The sequence below is a fragment of the Neptunomonas antarctica genome, assembly GCF_001305295.1.
Taxonomy (GTDB): Bacteria; Pseudomonadota; Gammaproteobacteria; order Pseudomonadales; family Balneatricaceae; genus Neptunomonas; species Neptunomonas antarctica.
In genome coordinates, this window is the sequence record NZ_LJSI01000051.1 from 26,298 (window position 1) to 50,382 (window position 24,085).

The following is a 24,085-nucleotide window of genomic DNA, read 5'->3' on the forward strand; positions in this document are numbered from 1 at the left end:
ACTAAAACAACCTAGTCAGCGGATCTATCGGGTAATGTGATATTTAACTCCAACACAGAACAATCATCATTGTTATCTAATTGCACAGAAACCTGATCATCATCGATATTCACATACTTACGAATAACAGCAATAATTTCCTGCTGCATTTTCGGGAAATAATCTGGCTGGTGCCTTTTATTCCGTTCATGAGCAACAATAATTTGCAACCGTTCTTTGGCGACAGACGCCGTGCTCTTTTTCTCTTTTTTTAGAAAGTAGTTAAAAATACTCACTTCTTACCTCCAAGCAGTCGCTTCAAAAATCCTTTTTTCTGGACTTCAAGAAAACGGTGTTCAACTTCTTCACCCAACAAACGCGATACAGCATCAAGATAAGCCTGCCCCGCTTCAGATTCATGGTCTAAAATAACCGGAGCACCCTGGTTAGAAGCCTTAAGCACGGCATCTGACTCAGGAATAACGCCCAACAAAGGAACCGCCAGAATATCTTCCACGTCAGCAACGCTAAGCATCTCAGCCGCCGCTACGCGCTCAGGGTTATAACGCGTCAGTAATAAATGCTCTTTAACCGTTCCGCCCTGCTCAGCTTTCAATGACTTGCTTTGCAGGATGCCCAAAATACGATCAGAGTCACGCACTGAAGAGACTTCAGGGTTGGTTACAACAATCGCTTCATCGGCAAAATACAGCGCCATCTGCGCGCCTTGCTCGATACCGGCCGGCGAATCACAGATAATGTATTCAAAATCCTTAGCCAGGTTATCTAAGACCGTCTGGACACCTTCCATCGTCAACGCATCTTTATCACGCGTTTGTGATGCGGGCAGAATATACAGACCTGGCGTACGCTTATCTTTAATCAGCGCCTGATTTAAATTAGCTTCTTTATTAATTACGTTAACGAAGTCATAAACCACGCGGCGCTCACACCCCATAATCAAATCCAGGTTCCGTAAACCCACGTCAAAGTCGATCACTACGGTTTTAAAACCACGCAATGCCAACCCTGTGCCGATGGCAGCACTCGTCGTTGTTTTACCTACGCCACCTTTACCGGACGTCACTACAATAATCTTAGCCACTTGAATTCCTCATCATCTGTTTGATCAAACCCACGTAACAGCAATACGCCTAAAGAGCTGCCACCTGAATGGATTCGCCTTCTAAATATACTTGTGCCGGCTGCTTCCAGCACTGCTCACGCAGCTTATCGTTTAATATAAAATATCCAGCGATAGACACTAACTCAGCTTCCATCTGACGACAGAAAATACGCGCGTCTGTATCACCCTTAACACCGGCCAATGCACGGCCACGAAGCGGACCATAGACATGAATATGACCATCAGCCAGCACTTCAGCACCCTCACTGACGGCGGCCATTAAAATCAAATCAGAACCTTCGGCGTAAACTTGCTGGCCTGAACGGATAGGTCTTGTGATGATTTTAGTCGCCCGTGGAGACTCTACCTGAGCAACCGGCTCAGCTTCTATTTTTGTTGTCCGCGCATTAGATGCCGGCAAACAAGCCATACCCAGCTTTTTAATGGCCCCAAGCAAATGCTCAGGCGCCGCTTTGCAGGCCATAGGCTGCAAACCCAACTCGCGACAAGAAGCCACAACCTGAGACAAATGTTCAGACTGCAACAGACCATCATAAGATGATAAGTTAAGAACAAGAGGAGAAGCGTTAAAAAAATGTGGAGCTGTATCAATTTTTTGTTTCAGCTGCTCATAAAAAACACCTGAAGAATAATTATAAAGATCCATTACAACTGCTGTTACTGCTGTACCTTTCATCTGAAAACAAACGTCTGTCATTCAGCAACCCTAACCTACAATGAAAAAACCGACACACAACTCTACTGCCGCCATCCTTACCGCCATCCCATTATTGCCCGAAAACTACGCAAACAAACATGAAACGACCCATTTACGCGGCATATTATCAAATTCACATCATCACAGGAAACGAAACCCGCATAGGATATAAAGATTTAATCATTAAATTTGATAAATAATGGATTAAAACAACAGACTTATTAATTACCGCCCCGATACTGCCTCGGCGTGAAACTTTGACCACACTCCTCCGGTGCTACAGCTTGCACAAATACCCATACCAGCAACGTATCAAGCGCCACAATACAGACCGTTATTCTTCGATTTTGTTCACGTGCTGCCTTGCCTACAACTGCATAACAAACAAGAGCAATGCCCTCCCTCCTTTAGCCAATGCACTAACGTCACTCTTTTTTACCTAAATGAATAATTGAAGATCGACGATTGTCATCGTCGCAATATACCCGCCCCGACAGCAAGCATGAAAATATATGCTCGAATACCTTACCCGGCTCCCCTTTTTGCCCTTCATGCAGCGTCTCATTGATCACGTCCACCGCCACTAAGAAAGTATTCATGAAAATAAGGGGTACGCCTTGAGGAAGGTCGTACTTATCCCACACAGACAATGTTTCACGCAACACACGGTTACCCGTCGAGTGAGCCAACGACATAGAATAAGCCAAATACTGCAACATAATTAAGACCAATAAAATGGGTTTCAAATAACATAAGATATGTCTCTGCAAGTAAGCTCTTTGTAACGGGGTTACTTATGCTATGGAGTGGGCTATCAAACAACCATGACAACAATAAAAAAGACGAAAAAAAACCTCGAAGCCAGTAGCTACGAGGGTTTAATCTTTTGGAATGTGGTACCAAGAGCCGGCATCAAATCAATAGCATTCCATTTCCACAACCTGCTTACTCACTAAAGTACCCGCAGTACCTGCCACTATGTTTTCTAAATCAGCCAAGGCTCCAATAGCCGCTACTTTACCTGTCATTTCTGCAAATTGGCGGGCAGCACTTACCTTTGGCCCCATGGAACCAGCTGCAAATGAGTGGTTAGCTAAGTCAGCGGGATTTACACTTTTAATCCCTCGCTGCCCGGGCGTCTCCCAATCAAGATACACAGCCGGCGTATCGGTAGCCATAATATATAAGTCAGCGCCCAACTCACGTGCCAGTAACTCACTCGACAGATCTTTATCAATCACCGCCTCGACACCCTGCAGATTATGGTCTGCATCATACATTGTCGGAATGCCTCCACCGCCGCTGGCAATCACAATGGTATTTTTTTCCAACAACCAGCGAATTGGATTAATTTCAATAATGCGTTTAGGCAAAGGAGAAGGAACCACACGACGCCATTTTTTTCCGTCAGGCTTAATCGACCAATGATTATCTCGGGCCATTTTCTGAGCTTCGGCTTCATCATAAACCGGGCCAATAAACTTCGCTGGATTGCCAAAAGCAGGATCGTTTGAATCTACCTCCACCATCGTCAGCAAGGTTGCTAATGGCCGTTCATCAGGTACTAAGTTGCCCATTTCCTGTTCTATCATATAACCAATCATGCCCTCTGTTTCTGCACCTAGCACATCCAGAGGATACAATTCATCCGGCTTATAAGCATTGCCTTGCAAGGCAAGCAAGCCGACTTGAGGGCCATTACCATGAGTAATAATCAACTCGTTATTGATGGCGATTTTTGCCAATGCATGCGCAGCGGTTTTAATATTCTCGCGCTGCGCTTGTGCTGTTAATGGTTGGCCACGTCGAAGTAAAGCGTTACCACCCAGAGCAACTACGATTCGCATAAGTTGCTCCTTAATTACCCAGCGTCGCCACTAGCATAGCCTTAATAGTGTGCAAGCGATTCTCTGCCTGCTCAAACTGAATACCCGCGACCGATTCAAAGACTTCATCGGTAACTTCCATTTCAGTAATACCAAATTTTTGATAAATATCTTCACCCACCAAGGTGTCGCGATTATGAAAGGCAGGTAAACAATGCATAAATTTAGTAGTACTAATACCCGTCGCTTGCATCAACTCACTATCAACACGGTAAGGTGTTAACAATTTAATTCTTTCTTCCCATACATCATCAGGCTCGCCCATAGATACCCAGACGTCGGTATGGATAAAATCACACCCTTTCACTGCTTCTTTTGGATCTTCCGTAATCGTTAGCTTACCCCCATAAAGTTTTTCAAACTCGCGTGCAGGTTTTAAAAACTCATCACTTGGCCATAACGATTTAGGGGCTGCAATCCGCACATCCATCCCCATTAAACAGCCTGCAATCATCAGTGAATGCCCCATATTGGAATGGGCATCACCCACATAGGCATAACTGATATCAGACAAAGGTTTGTCACTGTGCTCGCGCATCGTTAATAAATCTGCCAGCATTTGGGTCGGGTGAAATTCTTCGGTTAAACCATTGTAAACGGGCACACCTGCGAACTTAGCAAGCTCTTCAACAACACCCTGTCCAAAGCCACGATATTCAATCGCATCGAACATACGCCCCAGTACACGAGCGGTATCTTTCATTGATTCTTTCTTACCTATTTGCGAACCAGAAGGTCCTAAATAAGTAATTTGCGCACCTTGGTCGAAGGAGGCCACTTCAAATGCACAGAGAGTTCGAGTCGAAGACTTTTCAAAAATAAGGCAAATATTTTTACCTTTGAGTCTCTGCTGCTCCATACCGGTGTATTTTGCACGCTTAAGATCTCGTGATAAATCGAGTAAAAATTTAACATCTCGCTGACTAAAATCTAAGAGTTTAAGAAAATTTTTATTGCGTAAATTAAACGACATTTTTAATGCTCCTTATATACCTTGAATGCAAAATGACTAAATTAAAACACCCTGAATTTAGCCAATGACTTATATTGGAATGACAGCATCAAACGGTATGAATTAAATAGTAAAAGAGACGCATAATGCGTTTTTAATATTCAACCGGATCACGCCAAACAGGACACGTCATACAATGACCGCCGCCACGACCGCGTCCTAATTCAGCACCGCTAATAGTGATCACTTCTATTCCAGCCTTGCGCAATAAAGTATTGGTATAAGTATTACGATCGTAGGCAACGACAACACCCGGTTCCAATGTAATTACGTTGTTACCGTCATCCCACTGCTCACGTTCTTTTTGATAACTATCACCTCCGGTTTGCACAATGCGCAGCTTATTAATGCCTAAACACTCCGCCACAAGAGCGAACAAATGTTTATCTTCTTTGCGAAAATCCACATGCTCAGTATTGTCACTAGGGCGCAAGCTATAACATTGAATTTGATCGCAAACATCAACAAATGCGGTGGCTACATCCCGATCAATATGACTAAACACCGTATCTAAATGCATAGCCGAACGAGAGCGTGGCATCTGACAAGCAATCACTCGTGTCGCAGCGCCCTGATTGAAAAGTCTTTGGGCGATTTGCCCAACCGCTTGAGGCGAAGTGCGCTCGCCCATACCGATCAATACACAGCCATTACCGATCGGCATAACATCACCACCTTCAGCAGTCGCTGGGCCGTGATTTTTATCTGGATTCCCCCACCAAATTTTAAAATCACCCTTATTAAACGCTGGAGCAAACGCGGGATGAAATTGATAAATAGCGGTGATTAATAAGGTTTCAGGACGACGTGCCGGCCAATACATTGGATTAACCGTGACACCGTTATAAATCCAACTGCTGTTATCACGTGTAAACTGAGTATTCGGTAACGGAGGAATAACAAATCCATCTGCCCCCAAATAATTACCAAACATACCATGCGGTTTAAAAGGCAGATCGTGAACTGAAATCCCCCCCACCAGATAAATGGCTAGCTGCTCGGCCGACATACCATCGAGCCAACTGCGCAGCTCGTTTAACATGCCAACGCCTACCTGATCCTCGTCAATACGACGGTCAAGAATCCAAGCCCTGGCCTTGTCATCTTGTATCGTTTCTTTTAATAACTGGCCAAATTCGAGTACCTCTGTGCCACGACTTTCCATCTTCATACGGAAGTCCATGTGGTCAGTACGTGCCTGCTGCACCCATAACACATCGTCGTATAATAATTCAGCCGCATTACCCGGTGTAAGTCGAGAATGCGCAAGTCCCGGCTGACATACAATGACTTTATGCAGTTTGCCAATTTCAGAGTGAACGCCAAATTCAAGCATTTTATTGTCCTTTTAAATTGCGTGAAAAACCTAATTACAAAGCTAAAATGCAATTAAGAAAAGTACGAATAATTCATTGCTTACGCGCTTAAAGCCATAATACTGAGGGAACCCATAATAATTAGGGTAAGAATTAATAATAGTGGCCAAAGAAAGCGTAACCATCTTTCATAAGGTACTTTACCGATAGCCAAAGCTCCCATAACAACAGCAAAAGTTGGATTAAATAAATTAACCAAACCATTAGCGGACTGATAAGCTGTCACCACCAATTCTCGACCCACACCGGAAAAATCAGCTAATGGCGCCATAATCGGCATAGTTAATACCGCCAGCCCTGAGGATGAAGGAACAAAAAACGACATGAGTACTTCAATACCAAACATAACATTGATAAAGACGACGTCAGATAAACCACTAAGCGTTTGCTCACCCAGATGCAAAATCGTATCGGTCATGTGACCTGCATCCATCACGACAACAATGCCTCGCGCAATACCAATAATAATGGCCACCCCTAATAAATCACGGGCTCCATTGATAAAGACTTCCGTGAAATTTTGCTCACCCATTCGGGTAACAAAACCAATCAAAATGGAAGCAACAATAAACAGCGCCCCCATCTTCGCCATCCACCATCCTTGACTCGAAACGCCCCAAATCATGACCGCAAAGGTTGAGGCAAAAATAACCAATACAACCTTCTGAGAAAGCGTCAGAAGAGATTGTCCATCATCACTCGGCTCTTTACGAAACTGCGCCTCAATTTCAACTCGACGATCAGCAACGATGGATAAAGTAGGATCTTTTTTGACTTTAGCGGCATAGCGCATCACATAGATGACACAAGCGAACCAACCACTAACCAAGATAAAAAATCTGAGACCGATACCTTGCGTAAAAGGAATATCTGCCGCATTCGCAGCGATAACCGTTGCAAAAGGATTAATCGTTGAACCCAGACAACCTATTCCCGCTCCCAGAAGAATGATGGCCACCGCAACAACGGAGTCATAACCCGCCGCAATCATCACAGGAATAAGTAATGCATAAAAAGCCAGCGACTCTTCAGCCATGCCATACGTGCTACCGCCAGCCGCAAACAATGCCATAAGAATCGGAATCATCCATTTTTCATGACCTTTAAGATCCACCATCGCGCGCGAAATACCGGCATCAATCGCACCCGTTTTGGTCACGACCCCTAAAAACCCACCTATAATTAAGACAAACAAAGCCACATCAATAGCAGCTGCCTGGTAAGTGTCTGGATCATAAAACCCGGCAATAGGCGCAAGGAAAACATCAACAACACCTTGAGGATCCGCATCAACTTGCTGGTAAGTGCCAGGTACAGGCACTTCCTTTCCTAACGCCACATTTTCAACACGGTCGTATTTTCCCGCCGGAACAACCCAAGTGCCAGCAGCAACCAAAGCAATCAACAAAAAAAGAATAGTGTAAGCGGTGGGGAATTTAACGGTCATATTGAACGTCCTTTTCAAATAGACTAGAGGTCTCTTTGGGATACCAAAAACACATGTTTAAAATTCACTGTAAATTAAAGTACAAACTTAAAAAACCCCATCATCAAAATAGAATATAAAACCTGCATTAATACTGCGACAGATCAGTAAGTGAAACTTAGGTGCCCAACATAAGCGACACACGCTTGCCCGGTTTAACTATTGTCATCAACAATAGCGAGGCGCTTATCAATATCAACACGATGAGGTGCAATGAAAGAAGTGCGCCTCACGATTAACGGCGACGTATGGGAGTTCTTTGTCTCAAAAATCAGCGAGACAGAGCGCTTTGCCAACAAGATATGGACAGTGCTGGCCTACAGCAAAACCAAGCTGCTCTCATCACCCTACAGCGTACAAAAGAGCCACACCGAAACCAGCGGCTCTACCGCCGCACAGCTGGCAACCAGCGAATTATTTGGTACAGGGTTTACACTCAACTGGAGCGCACCCGACTGGTCGATACCGGCCAACGTCTTCAGCTACAGCAGCCAGTCACCGATTGCCTCTATACTCAGCCTGACCAACGCGATCGGGGCCGTGATCCAGCCACACCCTGCTAACAAAGAGCTAACCGTTAAACCGCGCTTTACTCATTCTTCCTGGAACTGGGACGCTGCTACAGAAGACCGTACCATCCCGCGCGCACTGTTTAGTGAGATGTCGGAAGAGTACCAGCCACAGATCAAATATAACGGCGTATACGTGGCAGGCCAAGAATATGGCGCACTCGCTAAAGTGAGGCAGCTGGGCACCGCCGGCGACAGCCTGTTACCCGACATAGTGGATAACCTACTGACAGACGCCATCGCCAATACAGAGCGGGGCCGCATCGAGCTATCCAAATCAGGCCATAAAGAAGTGTTCAGCGGGCGAATATTCTACGATCCAAACGAAGGCTTTGTGGATATTGGCGAACTAATTAAGATACTCGCCCAAGACGGCTCCAGTTGGAAAGGCGTCGCCACCGCCAACAGCATCGCCATTAGCAAAATGGGCGCAGTGGTGTACCAAAACCTAAGCATACTGAGGCACTACGAATGAACGTATTCTCACGCTTCAAAGCCCCATCGGCAGCGCCAGCAACGAGCTGATAATCACCACCAACAACGGCGACGGTACCAGCACCGGCACAACCCTTGCTGGTAATACCGTCGTGGTAAAAGGCGAAAGCGTGAGCGCTGGAAATCGAGCGTTAGTAAGGGATGGAGAAGTGGTTAGACAGATGCCAAATCTAACAGTGGTTGAGGTGGATTTTTAGGGTTCAAATAACGTAGTTTATAACAGAGTTTTTAGACTCAGCAAGCATAACCATAATTAACCTACCCATTAGATATAACCACCTATTGGGAGTTAGCTATGAACCGTGTAAGTACCTTTATAAAACTGATATCTATGCTGTTTCTGATGCGCTTAATGACGAATAGTGATTTGGAATTGGAGCTTTCCAGTATCATCCAGTTCATTCATGAGCACATAGTCATTCAAATCACAGCTCAACTTAGAATATCGATTTATTTTGTGAAAAAATAACAAAAAAGGCTTTGTGGGCTTCGGCGAGGAGGTCAACAGCGGCCCAGCCGCCGGCACAACCTTCGCCGGTAATACCGGCGTGATAAACGGCGAAATTGTGACTGCTTGGCATCGAGTGCTAGTTAGCGATGGCGAAGTGGTTAGGCGGATGCCAAATCTAAGGTGGTGGAGGTGGAGGTGGATGTTTAGGGGGAGTCATACTTCCCGCATCGATTTAGCTTTGTTACATCCGAGCGTTTTTGCTTGTTAAATTTAAGTATCTTAGTGATGGGTTGTTTCTTAAGATTGCTTCTAGAAATATTTCTATTCTTGTAGCTATAAAATAGCCTTTTGCATTCCAAGTATGCCCTATACCTACAAGCTTTCTATTCTTTGGTGGGGTTTCTAATATGTTTTTGGGCCATATAAATACCCCTCCGCCACTTATTCCATGTGGTAGAACGGGAAGTTCGACTCTTCCCGACTTTAGGTTAAACGAATTTTTTCTATTGAATTTAGTCACGATATTGGCATCTTGCTCAAACTCTAAGAGTTTATATTCAGATAGTTCTGCGTGATATGTTCCATATGAAAAACAATCAGTTGAAACCTGTTCTCCTGAGGTGTTTGACTTTCGATGCGGGAAACCTACGAATGAAAATAGCTCTCTTCTCGCATAGCTTTTCTCTACACCTAAATCATGCTCTTTGACAAAATAAAAGTGCTCTTTCAAGCCGGATATAAACTTGGTATCCAGTTTAAAATAGCCGTAATCAAGAAAGTCTTCAGCTCTGTTTACAGAAGGGCTTATGTAAGAATAAGCACCTTCAATAGACTTAATAACATTATTGGCATGAGGCACTAAAAGGTCTGCATCTTTTAGTTCATCAATCACATGAGCGGCTGTGAGAAGAAAAAAACACCCTCGAAATTCAATCAGAACACCAGACCCTACCTGAAAGAGCCTTTCATCTTCTCTTTCACAAAAAATTGGGCATACTGCATCTAGTTGGTCCATTCGCCCTCTCTAGAAATTTGATATTGATCACAGTCCATTGATAGCCCTTAATATAAACAACTGAACCCCTTCCTGTAAGTCTATGTGCGCGCAACTGATTAAATAGATTTTGCCGAATTTAATTAAGTGAACCGCGCTGATGATCAATATCTTAGATAGCGGCAGCACAAACAATATGAAAGTCACTGAAGGCAAGTAAAAAAGACAAGAGGAAGCGGCTCGATCTCCTTTCGAGAGTTGATCGAACCCCAATCCACAGTGCTACGAACACTGTGAACCAGCTAAGGCTCCCTCACCACGACGCCATGGCGGAGGTAGCCTATCAAATCTAACGGTAGGTTCACATATGCTAAACGAAATACGCTGTACTAAATGCTCGAAATTATTAGCAAAAGCTATTTTCTCTGAAATCGAAATCAAGTGCCCACGTTGCCGGCACATCCAGAGGGCCATGAGCCCCATCACAAAAGATGGAGTACACCATGGCAAAACCTCTAACTCCCTGGATAGGCGGCAAGCGCCGCCTGGCTAAACATATCCTACCGTTGTTCCCAAATCACCAATATTACGTTGAACCGTTCGCCGGAACGGCCGCTCTCTTCTTTATGAAAGAGCCGTCTAAAGCTGAGATCCTAAACGATATCAACGGCGATATAGTGAACCTGTATCGGGTAGTAAAACATCATCTGGAAGAGCTCTATAAACAACTGAAATGGACACTCTGCAGCCGACAGAACTGGGAGTGGTTACAAGCCACACCCGTTGAAACGCTAACCGACATACAACGTGCAGCCCGTTTCCTCTACCTGCAAAAATTAGCCTTCGGAGGAAAGGTCGCGGGTCAAACCTTCGGTACCTGCACCACCCATCGTCCACGCTTCAACATCTTCACGATGGAGCAAGACTTAGCCGACGCTCACTACCGCTTAGCAGGAGCCACCATAGAAAGCCTCGACTGGAAAGCCGTCATCAAAAAGTACTACCGACCTCACACCCTTTTCTACTGTGATCCACCCTACTGGCAAACCGAAGGCTACGGCGTCACGTTCCCCTTCGAGGAATACCAAGCCATGGCAGAATTAGCCAAATCGATACAAGGAAACATGATAATCAGCATCAACAACCATCCCGATGTACGGGCGATTTTTAACGGATTAAACCTAAAAGAAGTAGATCACAAATACACAGCAGGAGGAGGAGCAAAAGCAGTCGCAGTGAAGGAAATTATTTATACGAATTTTTAAAAAGAGGAATCACAAAATGATTCCTCTAATAAAGTAAGTTTACTCTTGGCGCTATTCATATCTTAAAATGAGCGCCCTTTTGCCCTCACCAGACATCCTACGTAGCTGCCGCTGCGCATTACTAAAAATGCTGTGGAGGCCAGTTACGGCAGGCGAAGAACAACTCAAATCAACTACTAAATACTTTGAAAATTTTGGTCGGGTTCGAATAGTAGAGAAAGTATACTGAGTGGTGGGCTGATCATTATGATCGAGAATGAAAAAAGACATTTAGACTCCTATGCTGTCATCACGACAGTATTAGCTAAGAGTAACGCGATGTACGTTACGCGCATCAATACTAACCGCAGTATCTACTTTTGTCACTGCCTAGTAAGAAGGAATATTGTGCCGAACATACATAACTTAATTACAGCGCAAAAGCACCGAGAATAATTTCAATTAACTAGTGTAATAGTGGATTTTTGAGTGACAAAAGATGCGCTAATCCGTGCCCAAAACGCCGCGAATTTACATATTTACAGTATTTACAGTATTTACAGTATTTACAGTATTTACAGTATTTACAGTATTTACAGTATTTACAGTATTTACAGTATTTACAGTATTTACAGTATTTACAGTATTTACAGTATTTACAGTATTTACAGTATTTACAGTATTTACAGTATTTACAGTATTTACAGTATTTACAGTATTTACAGTATTTACAGTATTTACAGTATTTACAGTATTTACAGTATTTACAGTATTTACAGTATTTACAGTATTTACAGTATTTACAGTATTTACAGTATTTACAGTATTTACAGTATTTACAGTATTTACAGTATTTACAGTATTTACAGTATTTACAGTATTTACAGTATTTACAGTATTTACAGTATTTACAGTATTTACAGTATTTACAGTATTTACAGTATTTACAGTATTTACAGTATTTACAGTATTTACAGTATTTACAGTATTTACAGTATTTACAGTATTTACAGTATTTACAGTATTTACAGTATTTACAGTATTTACAGTATTTACAGTATTTACAGTATTTACAGTATTTACAGTATTTACAGTATTTACAGTATTTACAGTATTTACAGTATTTACAGAAAAGTATTAAGTTTTATTAGGCGAGCAAAATAAACAAGATAAATGCAGCGGGTTATTGTTTGTTTCTACAGGTGATTATTCAGATTGCTTAAGCAGAAATATTGTAGATAGAGAAGAAAGAGTAAGTAATTAATATAGAATTTAAGTCGGACAATAAAAAACCCTTGAAGCTTAGCGCCGCAAGGGTTCAGTATTTTTGAATTGGTGCCCGGAGCCGGAATTGAACCGGCACGCTCTTTCAAGCGCAAGATTTTAAGTCTTGTGTGTCTACCAATTTCACCATCCGGGCTGGACAGCTCATTATTAAAAGCGCAGTGCTTTAATAATGGAGGCGCGGGTCGGAATCGAACCGGCGTTAACGGAGTTGCAGTCCGCTGCATGACCACTCTGCCACCGCGCCTAATCATTGCATAAAATGGAGCGGGAAACGAGATTCGAACTCGCGACCCCGACCTTGGCAAGGTCGTGCTCTACCAACTGAGCTATTCCCGCCCTGTGCAACAATGAGGCGTATTATAGAGAGATCTGCGTCGGTGTCAACCTTGTATTGAATTTATTTTTGCTTAAAGATTAACCACTTACAGATCTTCTGTAAGATCCGGCCATGCCGCCTTGATGTAAACGATCATTGACCACAATGTGAGTATAGCGGCAGCATACAACGCCCCTACCCCAATCCATGACTGAACAGAGTACGGATCGAAAGATATCAATATGAAAATGGATACCATCTGCAAGACTGTTTTGACCTTCCCTACGTAGGAAACAGCAACGCTAGCCCGTTTACCCAGCTCTGCCATCCATTCACGTAATGCCGAAATCACGATTTCCCGGCCTACGATAATCATCGCAGGAATAGTCATCCAAGGCTCGGCGAACGTCTCGGCAAGCAACACCAGCGCGACACATACCATGAGCTTATCGGCGACGGGATCGAGGAACGCACCCAACGCTGACGCCTGGTTCCAGCGTCGCGCTAAATAGCCATCTAGCCAGTCAGTGGCGGCCGCTACAGCAAACACAGCACCCGCTGCTATCGGCGACCAGCTATAGGGCAAATAATATAAACCCACTAATACAGGTATCAGGCCAATACGTAGTAATGTGAGTAAGTTTGGTACATTCATCGATAACAGCATATCTGCTGGAAACTCCGGGATCAGACTTCTGGATGCAGCGCTGCATAGATCTCATCTGCTAGCGCTGGGCTTATGGTAGTGACTTTTGCAATTTCTTCAACACTAGCGCGCTCAATTGCCGGTATTCCGCCAAAATGCTTTAATAATTCGCGCCTTCTTTTAGGTCCCACACCGGAAATACCCTCCAGCTTGGATTGGTTCCTGGCTTTACCGCGTCTCGCACGATGCCCGGTAATGGCAAACCGGTGAGCTTCATCTCGTATATGCTGAATCAGATGAAGCGCCGCTGAATCAGATGCCAACACTACTTCTTCATTATTTTCTGCCATGATCAGGGTTTCAAAGCCCGCTTTCCGGCTTGCCCCTTTCGCCACGCCAATAATCTGAACTTCGGTGATTTGCAGCTCTTCAAGCACTTTTACGGCCTGCGTTACCTGCCCTTTCCCACCATCGATCAGCAGTATATCAGGTAAAACACCTTCCCCTTTTTTTATACGGGTATAACGGCGCATCAACGCCTGATGCATCGCGGCATAATCATCGCCCCCGGTAATACCTTCGATATTAAAAGTACGATAATCTTTTTTGAGTGGACCATTTCGATCAAACACGACACAGGAAGCCACGGTTGCTTCACCGGATGTATGCGAAATATCAAAACATTCCAATCGCTTCGGCACTTCATCCAAACCAAATACTTCCTGCAATGACAGAAAGCGCTTATAGATGTTTTGTTTACTCGCCAAATGACTGGAGAGATGCTGCTCTGCATTAGTCAACGCCAACTTTTGCCACCCCGCCCGCTCCGCCTTAACACGCGAGCTCAGATGGATTTTTTTACCTCGCCGCTCACTCAATGCTTCTTCAAGGCAATCCTGATCTTCTAAGTCGTGGCTGCAAATAACCTGGTCTGGTATTTCACGCGTATTACCAATGTACCATTGCGCTATAAAGGCAGATAACACCGTTGACTCGCTGTCTTCAACAGACACTTTTGGATGCAGCGCCTTACTGCCAACAATACGTCCACCCCGCACAAACAGCACATGTACGCATACGCCTCCGGGCTGCATCGCGCAGCCCATTACATCGGCGTCGCCGCTGTCGCCAAAAACGTACTGTTGCTCTTGAATAAGCTGTAAGCTGCTGATCTGATCCCTATAAATAACAGCGCGCTCGAAGTCCAGACTTGCGGCAGCGGCTTCCATCTGTGTCGCCAACTCCTTCATGATAGTGCGACTTTTACCTTCGAGAAACATTGAGGCATGCCGTATATCTTCAGCATACGCTTCAGCCGATACGGCCTCTACACACGGTGCGCTACAGCGCTTAATTTGATATTGCAAACAAGGACGTGAGCGGTTCCGGAAAAACGCGTTATCACATGACCGGATTCTAAAGATTTTCTGCAGAATATTTAAGCTATCGTTTACCGCCGCACGGCTAGGAAAAGGGCCAAAGTAACGCCCTTTTTTTCGTTTAGTACCACGATGAAACGTTAATACCGGATAATCTTCTTTTTCAGAAATAAAGATATAAGGATAGCTTTTATCGTCTCTGAGCAAAATATTATAGGGAGGCCGATACTCTTTAATCAGATTTTGCTCAAGCAATAAAGCCTCGGTCTCACTATTAGTGACCGTGACATCAATATCTGCGATATGGCTGACCAACGCTTGAGTTTTTACCGTTAGGCCCGTTGCTCGAAAATAACTACTGACACGTTTTTTCAGGTTTTTCGCTTTACCAATATAGAGCAGCTCGCCCGCCGCATCCTGCATCTGGTAAACACCTGGCCGCTGCGTTAAACGCGCTAAAAAAGCCTTACTATCGAACATAGTGATTATTCAGCAGCCCTTGATGCTTTGTTGGCGTCCATGTGCACATGTGTCGCTTCTCGATGAATCGCTTCCAGGCGCTGACGCGTATCATCAGAAATACCGGCACCACGCGACAATGACACTTCAAGAAACACGCCGATTTCGGCATAAAAATATAACCGCGCATTAAAGGACCGGGCACGTTTTAACTTACACAACGCAATCTGTGCACCATTCATCATCACAGTGTTAATGTTACTGTCAGATAACAGCGGAAAACGTTGTTGCGCACGCTGATCAGTATTGGTTGTTTCGCTCATCTATTTACCCATTTTCAGCTATTAATTATCACGTTCCTGATACCGCATCCATAGTAATATACTTTAGGGGAGATTCCTTCGGATGTGAAACATTAATATTGGACACGCTACCCATGAAAGACAGGTTAGTTATTGATATTGAAAAAGATCTTCAATGGTTTTTAAATACTAAAGCCCTGATGAACACCCCTGCCACTATTGAGCAATTTACAGCAGCCGAACACCTTATTGGCGAGCAAGATTTCCCTCCTGCACTGATGAACTACCCTGCACCACCCGCGTATCGCTTAGGTTTGCAATTTGAAGACTGTATCGAACTGCTGTTCAAACACAGTACGCGCTCCCAATTGCTGTATAGAAATCTTATCATCAAATATAACAGAAGAGTGATTGGCGAGCTTGACTGCCTTTACCAAAACGCCGCTGGAGATAATGTCCATCTTGAACTTGCCATCAAATTTTATCTTTTACACCCGCCATTCAGCGGGCTTGAGTGCTTTATCGGACCCGGCGGACGCGACCGGCTTGATATAAAATGGCAACGACTGTTGCAACACCAGCTTCCGTTAAGCTTATTACCTGAAACGCTCAATACGCTAAATGAACTCGGTGTAAAACCACCCGTTAAACATGAATTACTGTTAACGGGCATGCTATTTTATCCCTATCAAAACTGGACTTCTCTCGACGTACCTTTTCTATGCGTTAACCCACAGCATCATCGCGGCTGGTGGCTATTTCAGAACCAAATCCATCTGCTGTCACCTGAAATAAAATCACAGTACTCATTTTTTATTTTACCTCGCTGGCACTGGATGGGAGGCATTAGTCACTACGAGACGTTACAGCCTTTGAACTATCAAACTCTGATTGAACACGTGCTAATGGATGACGAACCTAAGATGGTGGTTATCATTAAGAAAAACGAGGAATGGCTAGCATCTCAAAAAAAAGGGCATAAAGAATTTCAAGAAGAATGGCAAGAAGTGAGCAGAGGATTTATCGTGAGAAATAACTGGCCAGAGACCAAACCAAAACAGGTACAGCAAAACGTTAAAAAATAAGGCAGTTACACCGAGTCATTTACAGGCGGCGTATTGTAACTGCCTTACTATTAATTATTCAGCGTCACGTGCCGCTGCTTTTGCTGCATCCTGCGCCATCATTTTTTTCAATACGCCAATACCGACAAAAACCAGCACAATGGAAACCCCTATAACGGCTACGCTCGGTACAAAAGAAATTAAATTGTATTTATCAACGCCAAACATAGGGTCATACCTTTAGTCTAATAATGAATTAAGTTATGACCTTATTATAACTATTTATTGATCTGTATCAAAACGTTTTACTAAACTTGAAGTATCCCAACGCCCTCCTCCTATACTTTGAACGTCTGCATAAAACTGATCAACCAGCGCAGTAACGGGTAATTGCGCACCATTGCGACGTGCTTCGTCCAGGGTAATACCCAGATCTTTGCGCATCCAGTCAACAGCAAAACCGTAATCAAACACGCCATCAATCATGTTTTGATGGCGATTTATCATCTGCCACGAACCCGCTGCGCCATGCTGAATCACATCAAACACCTGCGCTGCATCCAAATTCGCCTGTTTAGCGAAATGGACTGCCTCTGACAACCCCTGTACTAAACCTGCGATACAGATCTGATTCACCATTTTTGCCAGTTGGCCGCAACCGGCGTCGCCAAGCAGACGGATCGACTTACCATACGCTTTCATCACTGGCTCAGCTAAGTCGTATGAGGCCTGATCACCACCGACCATCACGCTCAAAACACCATTTTCTGCACCGGCCTGCCCACCTGAAACCGGCGCATCAAGAAAACCAACACCTTGACTAACCGCTATTTGGCTCAACTCGCGCGCAACCTCTGCCGACGCCGTCGTATGATCGACCAGCACGCTTCCTGATACCATGACCCCTAAAACACCGTCTGCTCCGGTGGTCACTTCACGCAAATCATTATCGTTACCTACACAGGTAAAAACGATCTCCGCGCCGCTAGCCGCCAGCGCCGGAGTAGCCGCCATTGCTCCACCATAGGTGTCAACCCACTTATCCGCTTTCGCCGATGTACGGTTATATACAGTCACATCATGGCCACTTTTTTGTAAGTGCCCCGCCATTGGAAAACCCATCGTTCCCAAGCCGATAAATGCTAATTTCATTTTTTTTCCTTAATTCATATTTAACAAGTCGCCTGCTGTTAAGCGTATTTATGCCATACTACAACTTTATAAGATACCCAACAAATTGAACCATTTGCCGCTGCGCCGGATCTATTGTCTGTGCTGTTGTTTTGTATTGGAGATACGTCATGATTATGCGTCGTTTTTTTGCCAGCCTGTTATTACTGATATCCAGCTACTCATTTGCCGATGACAGCATGATGTTTAACGATATCGCATTCCCAGATCTAGAGGGTCGCGAAGTCAATATGACGGAACATCGAGGCAAAGTAGTTTTGCTCAATTTCTGGGCAACATGGTGCCCGCCTTGTGTTAAAGAGATGCCATCAATGGAATTACTGAGACAAAAATATGCGGATCAGAATTTTGAGGTAGTTGCCATTAACGCAGGTGAAGATGTCGAAACTATCGAAGCATTTCTGCTGCAAATGGATCAAGAACTCACCTTTCCCATTCTCTTAGATAAACACGGCGCATCATTTACCACGCTCGGCATCCGAGGCTTACCGATGAGCTTTCTACTCAACAAAGAAGGCCGTAGCGTGATGACCTTTTTAGGAGGCCGCGAATGGATGGCCTCTGCTCAGATCGAGCTAATAGAAACAGAATTAGCTCGATAAACAGCCATTTAGTTATGTGAAAAAAGACAGGAATAAGCATACTTATACCTGTCTTTTAAAAATATTTTATAGAGCGATATCAGCCCTGATAAAAAGTTTCAGCAGCAGCGAGAGCCTTACCTGCATTCACTGGTGCGCCCATCTGTACCAAAGTGCTTTCCAGTGCAGACAAACAAAGCGTCACGTTACGACGGTTACACGCCGCTCCCATCAAGCCAATACGCCAGACTTTACCCGCCAACGAACCCAAACCAGCACCGATTTCAAGTCCATAGTTATTCAGCAAGGCAGCACGTACGGCCGCTTCATCGACGCCTTCCGGAATAATAACAGTGTTGAGCTGCGGCAAACGGTAGGCTTCTTCCACCAGAAAATGAATCCCCATGGCTTCCAAACCGGCTTTAAGCGCCTGATGATGATGGTCGTGACGGACATGAGCATTTTCGAGCCCTTCTTCCCGCAACATCACTAATGACTCATGCAGCGCATAAAGCGAATTAACGGGCGCGGTATGATGATAAGCACGCTTACCTTCGCCGCTCCAATATCCCATGACCAGCTTCTTATCAAGAAACCAACTGGATACTTTTGACTCCCGCGCCTGCACTTTAGCGACCGCTTTCGGACCAAAGCTTACAGGGGAAATACCCGGCGGGCATGACAAGCATTTTTGCGTGCCTGAATAGATCGCATCAATGCCCCACTCATCGACTTTCAATTCAATACCGCCCAACGATGTTACGGCGTCGACGATACTCAATGCGCCATACTCCTGCGCTAACTTACACAGCGCCTGCGCATCAGAACGTACGCCAGTGGAGGTTTCCGCATGCACGAAAGCCAGTATTTTAGCATCGGGATGTGCTTCAAAAGCAGCTCTTACCTTATCCAGACTGACAGGGGTTCCCCAGTCATCAGAAACCAGCACGACCTCACCACCAAAGCGTTCCACATTTTCTTTCATGCGGCCACCGAATACGCCATTCTGGCAAACAATCACCTTTTCGCCCGGCTCTACTAAGTTAACGAAACACGCTTCCATTCCGGCAGAGCCTGGCGCAGAAACTGGCATTGTTAGTTCATTTTCTGTTTTGAAAGCCGCTTTAAGCATAACCTTCAATTCATCCATCATCTGCACAAAGGCAGGGTCCAGATGACCAATAGTAGGGCGTGCCATCGCCTCAAGTACACGAGGACTTACATCTGAGGGCCCCGGGCCCATCAGGATTCTTTGCGGGGGATGGAACGACTTAATCATAGATATACTCTTAGTCTGGAAAAGATCAGATATTACAAAAAAAAATCACAGCTTAGCCAATGAGCGCACGATTTCTAACACCATTTGAGCGGAGTGAAGCGCCGCTGTTTCAAGAAACTCATCAAATGACAGATGCGATTCTTTTCCGGCAATGTCAGAAAGCGCCCGGATAACAATAAAAGGTGTGCCAAACTGATGGCATGTCTGAGCTATCGCTGCAGCTTCCATCTCAATTGCTTTCATCGAGGGAAAACGTGTACGGGCATACTCAACACGCACAGGATCATTCATGAAACTATCACCCGTAGCTATCAGGCCATGAACGGTGCGCATACCTTTAAGTCGGCCAATACTCTGCTCAGCCATTTTAGCCAGCGTCACATCCGGTTCAAATGCAGCAGGTAACCCCGGCACTTGCCCTGGCTCGTAACCAAAGATAGTGACATCAACATCATGGTGGCGGACTTCAGATGAGATCACAACATCACCCACATTAAGTGAGGGATCAAAACCACCAGCAGAACCTGTGTTTATAATGCAGTCTGGATTGAACGTATGTAATAACAGCGTGGTACTTACCGCCGCATTGACTTTCCCAATGCCTGATTTTAATAAAACAACCTCAATACCGGAAATGGAGCCAGTATAAAAATCATAGCCTGCTACCACATGCTTTTCACGATCATCAAGGCTGTTACAGAGAATCTCTATTTCTTGATCCATCGCGCCAATAATGCCGACTTTAATTTTTTTGTTACTTTTTATAAGATCGTTGAGTGACCGCTGCTTAATCATTGAACCGAACTGTCCTTTAGTAAGATAGGTTGACTGTATATCGATATATTCCCTACAGGATACGCAATTTAACCACGGGAACAAACTGAATATGAGTGTAGACGACATTAACTTCAATCAGACAAAGGGATCGTACTCTGTTAAGCAATATGCTGTGTAATGACTTGAGGCGATACGTTAGCCCTTAGCGTCTCATTCTTCGCTATTTTCGCCATCCATCTGCTCCACCTCCCCTGCCAGAGCTTCTAACACCGCCTCCTGACTTTTGGGAACAAAAGCAGGATAAAGCCCTTGCCAACCTAACCGGTCGAATAGCGTCGCTACTTTATGCGTAACGGGTGCCTTAATCGTTAACACCTCACCTGTACCAGGGTGCTCAAATGTAAGCTCAGTTGCCATTAACAACATCCGGCGTGTATCCAGGTGCTCGCGAAAAAGTCGATTATGCCGTCCTTCACCATAGTTTGTATCGCCTATCAAAGGATGCAAAATATGTTTCATGTGACGTCGGATTTGATGCTTTCTGCCGGTCGTCGGCTTTACTTCCACCAGAGAGTAGCGAGCACAAGGATACTTCCCTATCTCGATAGGTAATTCAACAGTGCCCAGCCGACGGTAAGCTGATACCGCTTCTTTGGGGGGTTTATCCGGATCAGAGAAAGGGTCGGCCATTTTATCAAAAATAGGCTTTAACGCGTAATCAATAACACCCTCTTCAGGCGTATATCCACGCGTCACACAAAGGTAGGTTTTTTTAACCTTACGCTCTGCAAATTGTGCATTCATCTGCTGCGCTGTATGTTTATTTTTCGCAAAGACGATCACACCAGAGGTTGCTCTGTCGAGGCGGTGTATCGTATGCACAGGAGCCCCACGAAAATAGGTTTTCAGTGAATACACCAGGTTAGGCGTCATTTTTGGTGCTATCCAGCTAGGGTGGACCAACAACCCTGCCGGTTTATGTACGGCTATCAGGTCTTCGTCCTGATAAAGGATATCCAGATAAGGCATAAGGCTATTAATAATTCCAGACAAAAACAGTTGAATTCTTATTTTACGTGGAATCTTTATCGCAGAATAGTGTCATAAGACTTGAAATGGCTATAGAAACAGCCATTATAGCAATTAGCTTAAATTACTAATTTCCGGGGAATACATGAGTAACGCACATTCGATTGGCAAACATTCCGAACAATCTGTTCTGCAAACCAATAAGGTAATTCGTAATACTTACATGTTATTGTCGATGACTTTGGTCTTTAGCGCAGTAACTGCCGGTATTTCCATGGCGATGAACCCTCCGTTTATTGTTTATCTGGGAAGCGTTATTGCCAGCTTTGTTTTGCTATTCATCCTTAACAAAAAACAGAACACGGCTGCAGCTCTGCCCATGGTATTTGGCTTTACCGGCCTACTGGGTTTCAGCTTAGGTCCGATTCTGAATCAATATCTGGGCTTACCTAACGGTGCAGAAATTGTAATGACGGCAATGGGTATGACAGCACTGACATTTGTCGGCCTTTCTGCTTATGTACTGACCAGCCGTAAAGATTTCAGCTTCATGGGTGGATTCCTGTCTGCTGGCATCATGATTGCTCTCATTGCTATGGTAGCCATGTTCATCCTACCTATGTTCGGTATCAATGTTGGCGGTTTCCATCTAGCCTTATCCTCATTGGTCGTGCTGCTGATGGCAGGTTTTATCCTGTATGACACTAGCAATATTATTAATGGCACATACACCAATTACGTCATGGCAACCACCAGCCTTTACCTGAACATTTATAACCTGTTTATTCATCTGTTGGTCTTAGTCGGCGTGTTCAACGACGACTAAATCAGTTAATAGCAGCATCACACGCCCTGCTTTCTTTGTTAAGATAGCAGGGCGTTTTTCTTTGTACGGATTTTTGCATGATCTTTTCTATTCTTATTTACGGCTCCGCCCATAATAGCCAATCAGTCCACACCGCTTATCGCTTTGCAAAAAGCCTACTGGCTGCAGGTCATACCCTTCATCGTGTATTTTTTTATGGTGAAAGCGTGTATACCGCCTCTGCACTTTGTGCTCCTCCACGCGATGAACAAGACATTCACCAACTGTGGAAATCATTAGCCGAAACGCATCAACTCGACTTGGTGGTATGTATTGCTGCTGCCTTAAAACGCGGTGTAATTGATCAAGCTGAAGCACAGCGTCATGAAAAACCGGCGTTTAATACACATGCACCTTATGAGTTATCAGGATTAGGACAGCTCAGCGAAGCGGCTATTATTTCTGATCGCTTAGTGACCTTTGGAGCCTGAGATGCAATCAAAAAGTATCTTACTCATACTCTCACATGCCCCTTACGGCGACACCCGTGCCAAAGAAGCGCTCGATCTAGCCCTGACAGCCGCCGCATTCGGACAAGATGTCTCTTTGCTATTCACTCAAGACGCCCTCTACTTACTGTTAAAGTCACAACAACCTCAGGCGATTGAGCAAAAAAACCTGGCTAATATCTGCTCCGCTTTACCGATGTATGATATCGATAAAATTTATATCGAAAACAACACCTCCCAAACAAAACACATCACCGCAGAACAACTGATTTTACCTGGCGTATTTGTCAATCATAATCAGATCGCCCTAATGATTCGTGATCACGATGTGGTATTGAGATTTTAAGCATGAGCACGTTACACACTATTAACAAATCACCTTCTGATAACACGCTCTGGCAGTCCTGTTTAGCGGCACTATTACCTGGTGACGCATTACTGATGATAGAGAATGCGGCATATGCCGCCGCGCAACCCTCTGTAATGACACAACTACAAGAGTACGACATCGATATTTATCTTCTTAGTGCTGATGTCGATGCACGCGGCTTATCTGGCAAACTTTATACGAATGCCAACATCATTGATGATCAGCAGTTTGTTACCCTGGCTTGCCAACACACAAAAGTAGTGAGCTGGTTCTGATGCGACACATAACTATTGCAGATAAGGATCTGACACTGGATGATGAAGGTTATCTACTCGATTTGACTGATTGGTCAGAGGCTGTTGCCGAGTACTTGTCCAATGAAGAGCAGATTCAGTTGACCGATGCTCACTGGGAAATCATTCATGTCATACGCGATTTTTACCGGCAATATGAATTATCACCCGCCATGCGACCTTTGGTAAAAGCCGTGGGCATAACTCTGGGGGACGATAAAGGAAAAAGTATCTATCTGATGAAGCTGTTTCCACAAAGCCCCGCAAAACAAGCCGCCAAGTTAGCAGGACTTCCCAAACCTACTAACTGCCTGTAAAAAGTACCTGAAAAATAAACCCGTCATTATTTATATAGCCCGATTAATGCCCTTATCGTTGAATAAAATGCAGCGTAAAATACATTTTATGTAAATCTGGGCTATGCTGGAACGTATAGGCAAACTGAGCCAAATAAGTAGTTGA

Annotated in this window: 28 protein-coding genes and 3 tRNA genes; 11 read left to right on the forward strand and 20 right to left on the reverse strand. The window is 44.5% G+C overall.

The annotated features are described in order from the left end of the window. Positions 1–11 precede the first annotated feature (11 nt). From minE to Nant_RS13750, 8 genes are all read right to left on the reverse strand, one after another. Positions 12–275, reverse strand: a complete 264-nt coding sequence (gene minE, locus Nant_RS13715; protein WP_054342233.1) for a cell division topological specificity factor MinE — start codon at positions 273–275, stop codon at positions 12–14. Beyond that, positions 272–1,084, reverse strand: a complete 813-nt coding sequence (minD, locus tag Nant_RS13720) for a septum site-determining protein MinD (RefSeq protein ID WP_054342234.1) — start codon at positions 1,082–1,084, stop codon at positions 272–274. Before minD ends, minE begins: the two co-directional genes overlap by 4 nt. 49 nt (positions 1,085–1,133) lie before the next feature. Then, the gene (gene minC, locus Nant_RS13725) at positions 1,134–1,823 is read right to left on the reverse strand and encodes a septum site-determining protein MinC (RefSeq protein ID WP_054342235.1); all 690 of its coding nucleotides are present in this window, start codon (positions 1,821–1,823) and stop codon (positions 1,134–1,136) included. Between the two features lie 425 nt (positions 1,824–2,248). Next, positions 2,249–2,518: a hypothetical protein gene (locus tag Nant_RS13730; RefSeq protein WP_143773606.1), complete on the reverse strand. Its 270-nt coding sequence runs from the start codon at positions 2,516–2,518 to the stop codon at positions 2,249–2,251. Between the two features lie 222 nt (positions 2,519–2,740). Then, entirely contained in the window at positions 2,741–3,670 is a 930-nt protein-coding gene (gene arcC, locus Nant_RS13735; protein ID WP_054342237.1) for a carbamate kinase, read from the reverse strand. A gap of 10 nt (positions 3,671–3,680) precedes the next feature. Then, a complete protein-coding gene (argF, locus tag Nant_RS13740) occupies positions 3,681–4,682 on the reverse strand; it encodes an ornithine carbamoyltransferase (RefSeq protein WP_054342238.1) in 1,002 nt (333 codons plus the stop codon). 133 nt (positions 4,683–4,815) lie between these two features. Next, the gene (locus tag Nant_RS13745) at positions 4,816–6,057 is read right to left on the reverse strand and encodes an arginine deiminase (protein ID WP_054342239.1); all 1,242 of its coding nucleotides are present in this window, start codon (positions 6,055–6,057) and stop codon (positions 4,816–4,818) included. Positions 6,058–6,137: 80 nt separating this feature from the next. Then, positions 6,138–7,544 (reverse strand): YfcC family protein, encoded by a 1,407-nt coding sequence (locus Nant_RS13750; protein ID WP_054342240.1) that lies wholly within the window; start codon positions 7,542–7,544, stop codon positions 6,138–6,140. A gap of 252 nt (positions 7,545–7,796) precedes the next feature. Between Nant_RS13750 and Nant_RS13755 the strand changes: the two genes are divergently transcribed. Further along, on the forward strand, positions 7,797–8,627 hold the full coding sequence (locus Nant_RS13755) for a hypothetical protein (RefSeq protein WP_054342241.1): 831 nt from the start codon (positions 7,797–7,799) through the stop codon (positions 8,625–8,627). A gap of 712 nt (positions 8,628–9,339) precedes the next feature. Here the strand turns inward: Nant_RS13755 and Nant_RS13760 are convergent. After that, complete coding sequence (locus Nant_RS13760; RefSeq protein WP_054342242.1) at positions 9,340–10,113, reverse strand: hypothetical protein; 774 nt, start codon at positions 10,111–10,113, stop codon at positions 9,340–9,342. Positions 10,114–10,459: 346 nt separating this feature from the next. On the opposite strand from Nant_RS13760, the gene Nant_RS21085 reads away from it, so the two are divergent. The 3 genes from Nant_RS21085 to Nant_RS21750 all read left to right on the forward strand — a co-directional run bounded on the left by Nant_RS21085 (position 10,460) and on the right by Nant_RS21750 (position 12,477). Continuing rightward, a complete protein-coding gene (locus tag Nant_RS21085) occupies positions 10,460–10,645 on the forward strand; it encodes a Com family DNA-binding transcriptional regulator (protein WP_076496133.1) in 186 nt (61 codons plus the stop codon). Next, positions 10,596–11,357: a DNA adenine methylase gene (locus Nant_RS13765; RefSeq protein WP_054342243.1), complete on the forward strand. Its 762-nt coding sequence runs from the start codon at positions 10,596–10,598 to the stop codon at positions 11,355–11,357. Before Nant_RS21085 ends, Nant_RS13765 begins: the two co-directional genes overlap by 50 nt. Positions 11,358–11,847: 490 nt before the next feature. Continuing rightward, a complete protein-coding gene (locus Nant_RS21750) occupies positions 11,848–12,477 on the forward strand; it encodes a hypothetical protein (RefSeq protein ID WP_156298834.1) in 630 nt (209 codons plus the stop codon). A gap of 192 nt (positions 12,478–12,669) precedes the next feature. Here Nant_RS21750 and Nant_RS13775 read toward each other — a convergent pair. From Nant_RS13775 to Nant_RS13800, 6 genes are all read right to left on the reverse strand, one after another. Continuing rightward, a tRNA-Leu gene (locus Nant_RS13775) sits at positions 12,670–12,756 on the reverse strand. A 37-nt stretch (positions 12,757–12,793) separates the two neighbouring features. Beyond that, positions 12,794–12,867 (reverse strand) — tRNA-Cys (locus Nant_RS13780). 16 nt (positions 12,868–12,883) lie between these two features. Beyond that, positions 12,884–12,959 (reverse strand) — tRNA-Gly (locus Nant_RS13785). An 86-nt stretch (positions 12,960–13,045) separates the two neighbouring features. Continuing rightward, on the reverse strand, positions 13,046–13,594 hold the full coding sequence (pgsA, locus tag Nant_RS13790) for a CDP-diacylglycerol--glycerol-3-phosphate 3-phosphatidyltransferase (RefSeq protein WP_054342280.1): 549 nt from the start codon (positions 13,592–13,594) through the stop codon (positions 13,046–13,048). Between the two features lie 32 nt (positions 13,595–13,626). Next, the gene (uvrC, locus tag Nant_RS13795; protein ID WP_054342245.1) at positions 13,627–15,444 is read right to left on the reverse strand and encodes an excinuclease ABC subunit UvrC; all 1,818 of its coding nucleotides are present in this window, start codon (positions 15,442–15,444) and stop codon (positions 13,627–13,629) included. Positions 15,445–15,449: 5 nt separating this feature from the next. Further along, the gene (locus Nant_RS13800; protein WP_054342246.1) at positions 15,450–15,746 is read right to left on the reverse strand and encodes a hypothetical protein; all 297 of its coding nucleotides are present in this window, start codon (positions 15,744–15,746) and stop codon (positions 15,450–15,452) included. A gap of 113 nt (positions 15,747–15,859) precedes the next feature. Here Nant_RS13800 and Nant_RS13805 point away from each other — a divergent pair, with 113 nt between their 5' ends. Beyond that, complete coding sequence (locus Nant_RS13805) at positions 15,860–16,810, forward strand: DUF1853 family protein (protein ID WP_054342247.1); 951 nt, start codon at positions 15,860–15,862, stop codon at positions 16,808–16,810. Between the two features lie 54 nt (positions 16,811–16,864). On the opposite strand, the gene Nant_RS21590 is transcribed toward Nant_RS13805, so the two are convergent. Together Nant_RS21590 and Nant_RS13810 are read right to left on the reverse strand one after the other, a co-directional pair. Further along, positions 16,865–17,017, reverse strand: coding sequence for a hypothetical protein (locus tag Nant_RS21590; protein WP_179078952.1), 153 nt, complete (start codon positions 17,015–17,017; stop codon positions 16,865–16,867). Positions 17,018–17,071: 54 nt separating this feature from the next. Then, on the reverse strand, positions 17,072–17,941 hold the full coding sequence (locus Nant_RS13810) for an NAD(P)-dependent oxidoreductase (RefSeq protein ID WP_054342248.1): 870 nt from the start codon (positions 17,939–17,941) through the stop codon (positions 17,072–17,074). Positions 17,942–18,090: 149 nt separating this feature from the next. Here Nant_RS13810 and Nant_RS13815 point away from each other — a divergent pair, with 149 nt between their 5' ends. Next, complete coding sequence (locus Nant_RS13815; RefSeq protein WP_054342249.1) at positions 18,091–18,582, forward strand: TlpA disulfide reductase family protein; 492 nt, start codon at positions 18,091–18,093, stop codon at positions 18,580–18,582. Between the two features lie 79 nt (positions 18,583–18,661). Here the strand turns inward: Nant_RS13815 and Nant_RS13820 are convergent, their stop codons facing one another. The 3 genes from Nant_RS13820 to Nant_RS13830 form a co-directional block, all read right to left on the reverse strand. Beyond that, complete coding sequence (locus tag Nant_RS13820; RefSeq protein WP_076496135.1) at positions 18,662–19,840, reverse strand: pyridoxal-phosphate-dependent aminotransferase family protein; 1,179 nt, start codon at positions 19,838–19,840, stop codon at positions 18,662–18,664. A 45-nt stretch (positions 19,841–19,885) separates the two neighbouring features. After that, positions 19,886–20,635, reverse strand: coding sequence for a 5'-methylthioadenosine/S-adenosylhomocysteine nucleosidase (gene mtnN, locus Nant_RS13825; protein ID WP_202905022.1), 750 nt, complete (start codon positions 20,633–20,635; stop codon positions 19,886–19,888). Between the two features lie 192 nt (positions 20,636–20,827). Then, on the reverse strand, positions 20,828–21,646 hold the full coding sequence (locus Nant_RS13830) for a pseudouridine synthase (protein WP_076496136.1): 819 nt from the start codon (positions 21,644–21,646) through the stop codon (positions 20,828–20,830). Between the two features lie 145 nt (positions 21,647–21,791). Between Nant_RS13830 and Nant_RS13835 the strand changes: the two genes are divergently transcribed. From Nant_RS13835 to Nant_RS13855, 5 genes are all read left to right on the forward strand, one after another. Next, a complete protein-coding gene (locus tag Nant_RS13835) occupies positions 21,792–22,472 on the forward strand; it encodes a Bax inhibitor-1/YccA family protein (protein ID WP_054342251.1) in 681 nt (226 codons plus the stop codon). A gap of 77 nt (positions 22,473–22,549) precedes the next feature. Then, a complete protein-coding gene (gene tusD, locus Nant_RS13840) occupies positions 22,550–22,942 on the forward strand; it encodes a sulfurtransferase complex subunit TusD (protein ID WP_054342252.1) in 393 nt (130 codons plus the stop codon). A 1-nt stretch (position 22,943) separates the two neighbouring features. After that, positions 22,944–23,306 carry a sulfurtransferase complex subunit TusC gene (tusC, locus tag Nant_RS13845; RefSeq protein ID WP_054342253.1) on the forward strand — a complete coding sequence of 121 codons (363 nt, stop codon included), beginning with the start codon at positions 22,944–22,946 and terminating at the stop codon, positions 23,304–23,306. Between the two features lie 2 nt (positions 23,307–23,308). After that, complete coding sequence (gene tusB, locus Nant_RS13850) at positions 23,309–23,605, forward strand: sulfurtransferase complex subunit TusB (RefSeq protein ID WP_054342254.1); 297 nt, start codon at positions 23,309–23,311, stop codon at positions 23,603–23,605. Continuing rightward, entirely contained in the window at positions 23,605–23,940 is a 336-nt protein-coding gene (locus Nant_RS13855; RefSeq protein WP_054342255.1) for a TusE/DsrC/DsvC family sulfur relay protein, read from the forward strand. The genes tusB and Nant_RS13855 overlap by 1 nt, the downstream gene beginning before the upstream one ends. Positions 23,941–24,085 lie beyond the last annotated feature (145 nt).

Bases quoted from the DNA above. Each gene is read 5' to 3' on its own strand.
- uvrC (WP_054342245.1), bottom strand. From the start codon at position 15,444: ATGTTCGATAGTAAGGCTTTTTTAGCGCGTTTAACGCAGCGGCCAGGT.
- mtnN (WP_202905022.1), bottom strand. From the start codon at position 20,635: ATGATTAAGCAGCGGTCACTCAACGATCTTATAAAAAGTAACAAAAAA.
- Nant_RS13765 (WP_054342243.1), top strand. From the start codon at position 10,596: ATGGCAAAACCTCTAACTCCCTGGATAGGCGGCAAGCGCCGCCTGGCT.
- arcC (WP_054342237.1), bottom strand. From the start codon at position 3,670: ATGCGAATCGTAGTTGCTCTGGGTGGTAACGCTTTACTTCGACGTGGC.
- pgsA (WP_054342280.1), bottom strand. From the start codon at position 13,594: ATGAATGTACCAAACTTACTCACATTACTACGTATTGGCCTGATACCT.
- Nant_RS13750 (WP_054342240.1), bottom strand. From the start codon at position 7,544: ATGACCGTTAAATTCCCCACCGCTTACACTATTCTTTTTTTGTTGATT.
- Nant_RS13730 (WP_143773606.1), bottom strand. From the start codon at position 2,518: ATGTCGTTGGCTCACTCGACGGGTAACCGTGTGTTGCGTGAAACATTG.
- minC (WP_054342235.1), bottom strand. From the start codon at position 1,823: ATGACAGACGTTTGTTTTCAGATGAAAGGTACAGCAGTAACAGCAGTT.
- Nant_RS21590 (WP_179078952.1), bottom strand. From the start codon at position 17,017: ATGTTTGGCGTTGATAAATACAATTTAATTTCTTTTGTACCGAGCGTA.
- Nant_RS13830 (WP_076496136.1), bottom strand. From the start codon at position 21,646: ATGCCTTATCTGGATATCCTTTATCAGGACGAAGACCTGATAGCCGTA.
- Nant_RS13755 (WP_054342241.1), top strand. From the start codon at position 7,797: ATGAAAGAAGTGCGCCTCACGATTAACGGCGACGTATGGGAGTTCTTT.
- Nant_RS21085 (WP_076496133.1), top strand. From the start codon at position 10,460: ATGCTAAACGAAATACGCTGTACTAAATGCTCGAAATTATTAGCAAAA.
- Nant_RS13820 (WP_076496135.1), bottom strand. From the start codon at position 19,840: ATGATTAAGTCGTTCCATCCCCCGCAAAGAATCCTGATGGGCCCGGGG.
- Nant_RS13805 (WP_054342247.1), top strand. From the start codon at position 15,860: ATGAAAGACAGGTTAGTTATTGATATTGAAAAAGATCTTCAATGGTTT.
- tusC (WP_054342253.1), top strand. From the start codon at position 22,944: ATGCAATCAAAAAGTATCTTACTCATACTCTCACATGCCCCTTACGGC.
- argF (WP_054342238.1), bottom strand. From the start codon at position 4,682: ATGTCGTTTAATTTACGCAATAAAAATTTTCTTAAACTCTTAGATTTT.
- Nant_RS13815 (WP_054342249.1), top strand. From the start codon at position 18,091: ATGATTATGCGTCGTTTTTTTGCCAGCCTGTTATTACTGATATCCAGC.
- Nant_RS13810 (WP_054342248.1), bottom strand. From the start codon at position 17,941: ATGAAATTAGCATTTATCGGCTTGGGAACGATGGGTTTTCCAATGGCG.
- Nant_RS13835 (WP_054342251.1), top strand. From the start codon at position 21,792: ATGAGTAACGCACATTCGATTGGCAAACATTCCGAACAATCTGTTCTG.
- Nant_RS13855 (WP_054342255.1), top strand. From the start codon at position 23,605: ATGCGACACATAACTATTGCAGATAAGGATCTGACACTGGATGATGAA.
- Nant_RS13760 (WP_054342242.1), bottom strand. From the start codon at position 10,113: ATGGACCAACTAGATGCAGTATGCCCAATTTTTTGTGAAAGAGAAGAT.
- Nant_RS13745 (WP_054342239.1), bottom strand. From the start codon at position 6,057: ATGCTTGAATTTGGCGTTCACTCTGAAATTGGCAAACTGCATAAAGTC.
- Nant_RS13800 (WP_054342246.1), bottom strand. From the start codon at position 15,746: ATGAGCGAAACAACCAATACTGATCAGCGTGCGCAACAACGTTTTCCG.
- tusD (WP_054342252.1), top strand. From the start codon at position 22,550: ATGATCTTTTCTATTCTTATTTACGGCTCCGCCCATAATAGCCAATCA.
- tusB (WP_054342254.1), top strand. From the start codon at position 23,309: ATGAGCACGTTACACACTATTAACAAATCACCTTCTGATAACACGCTC.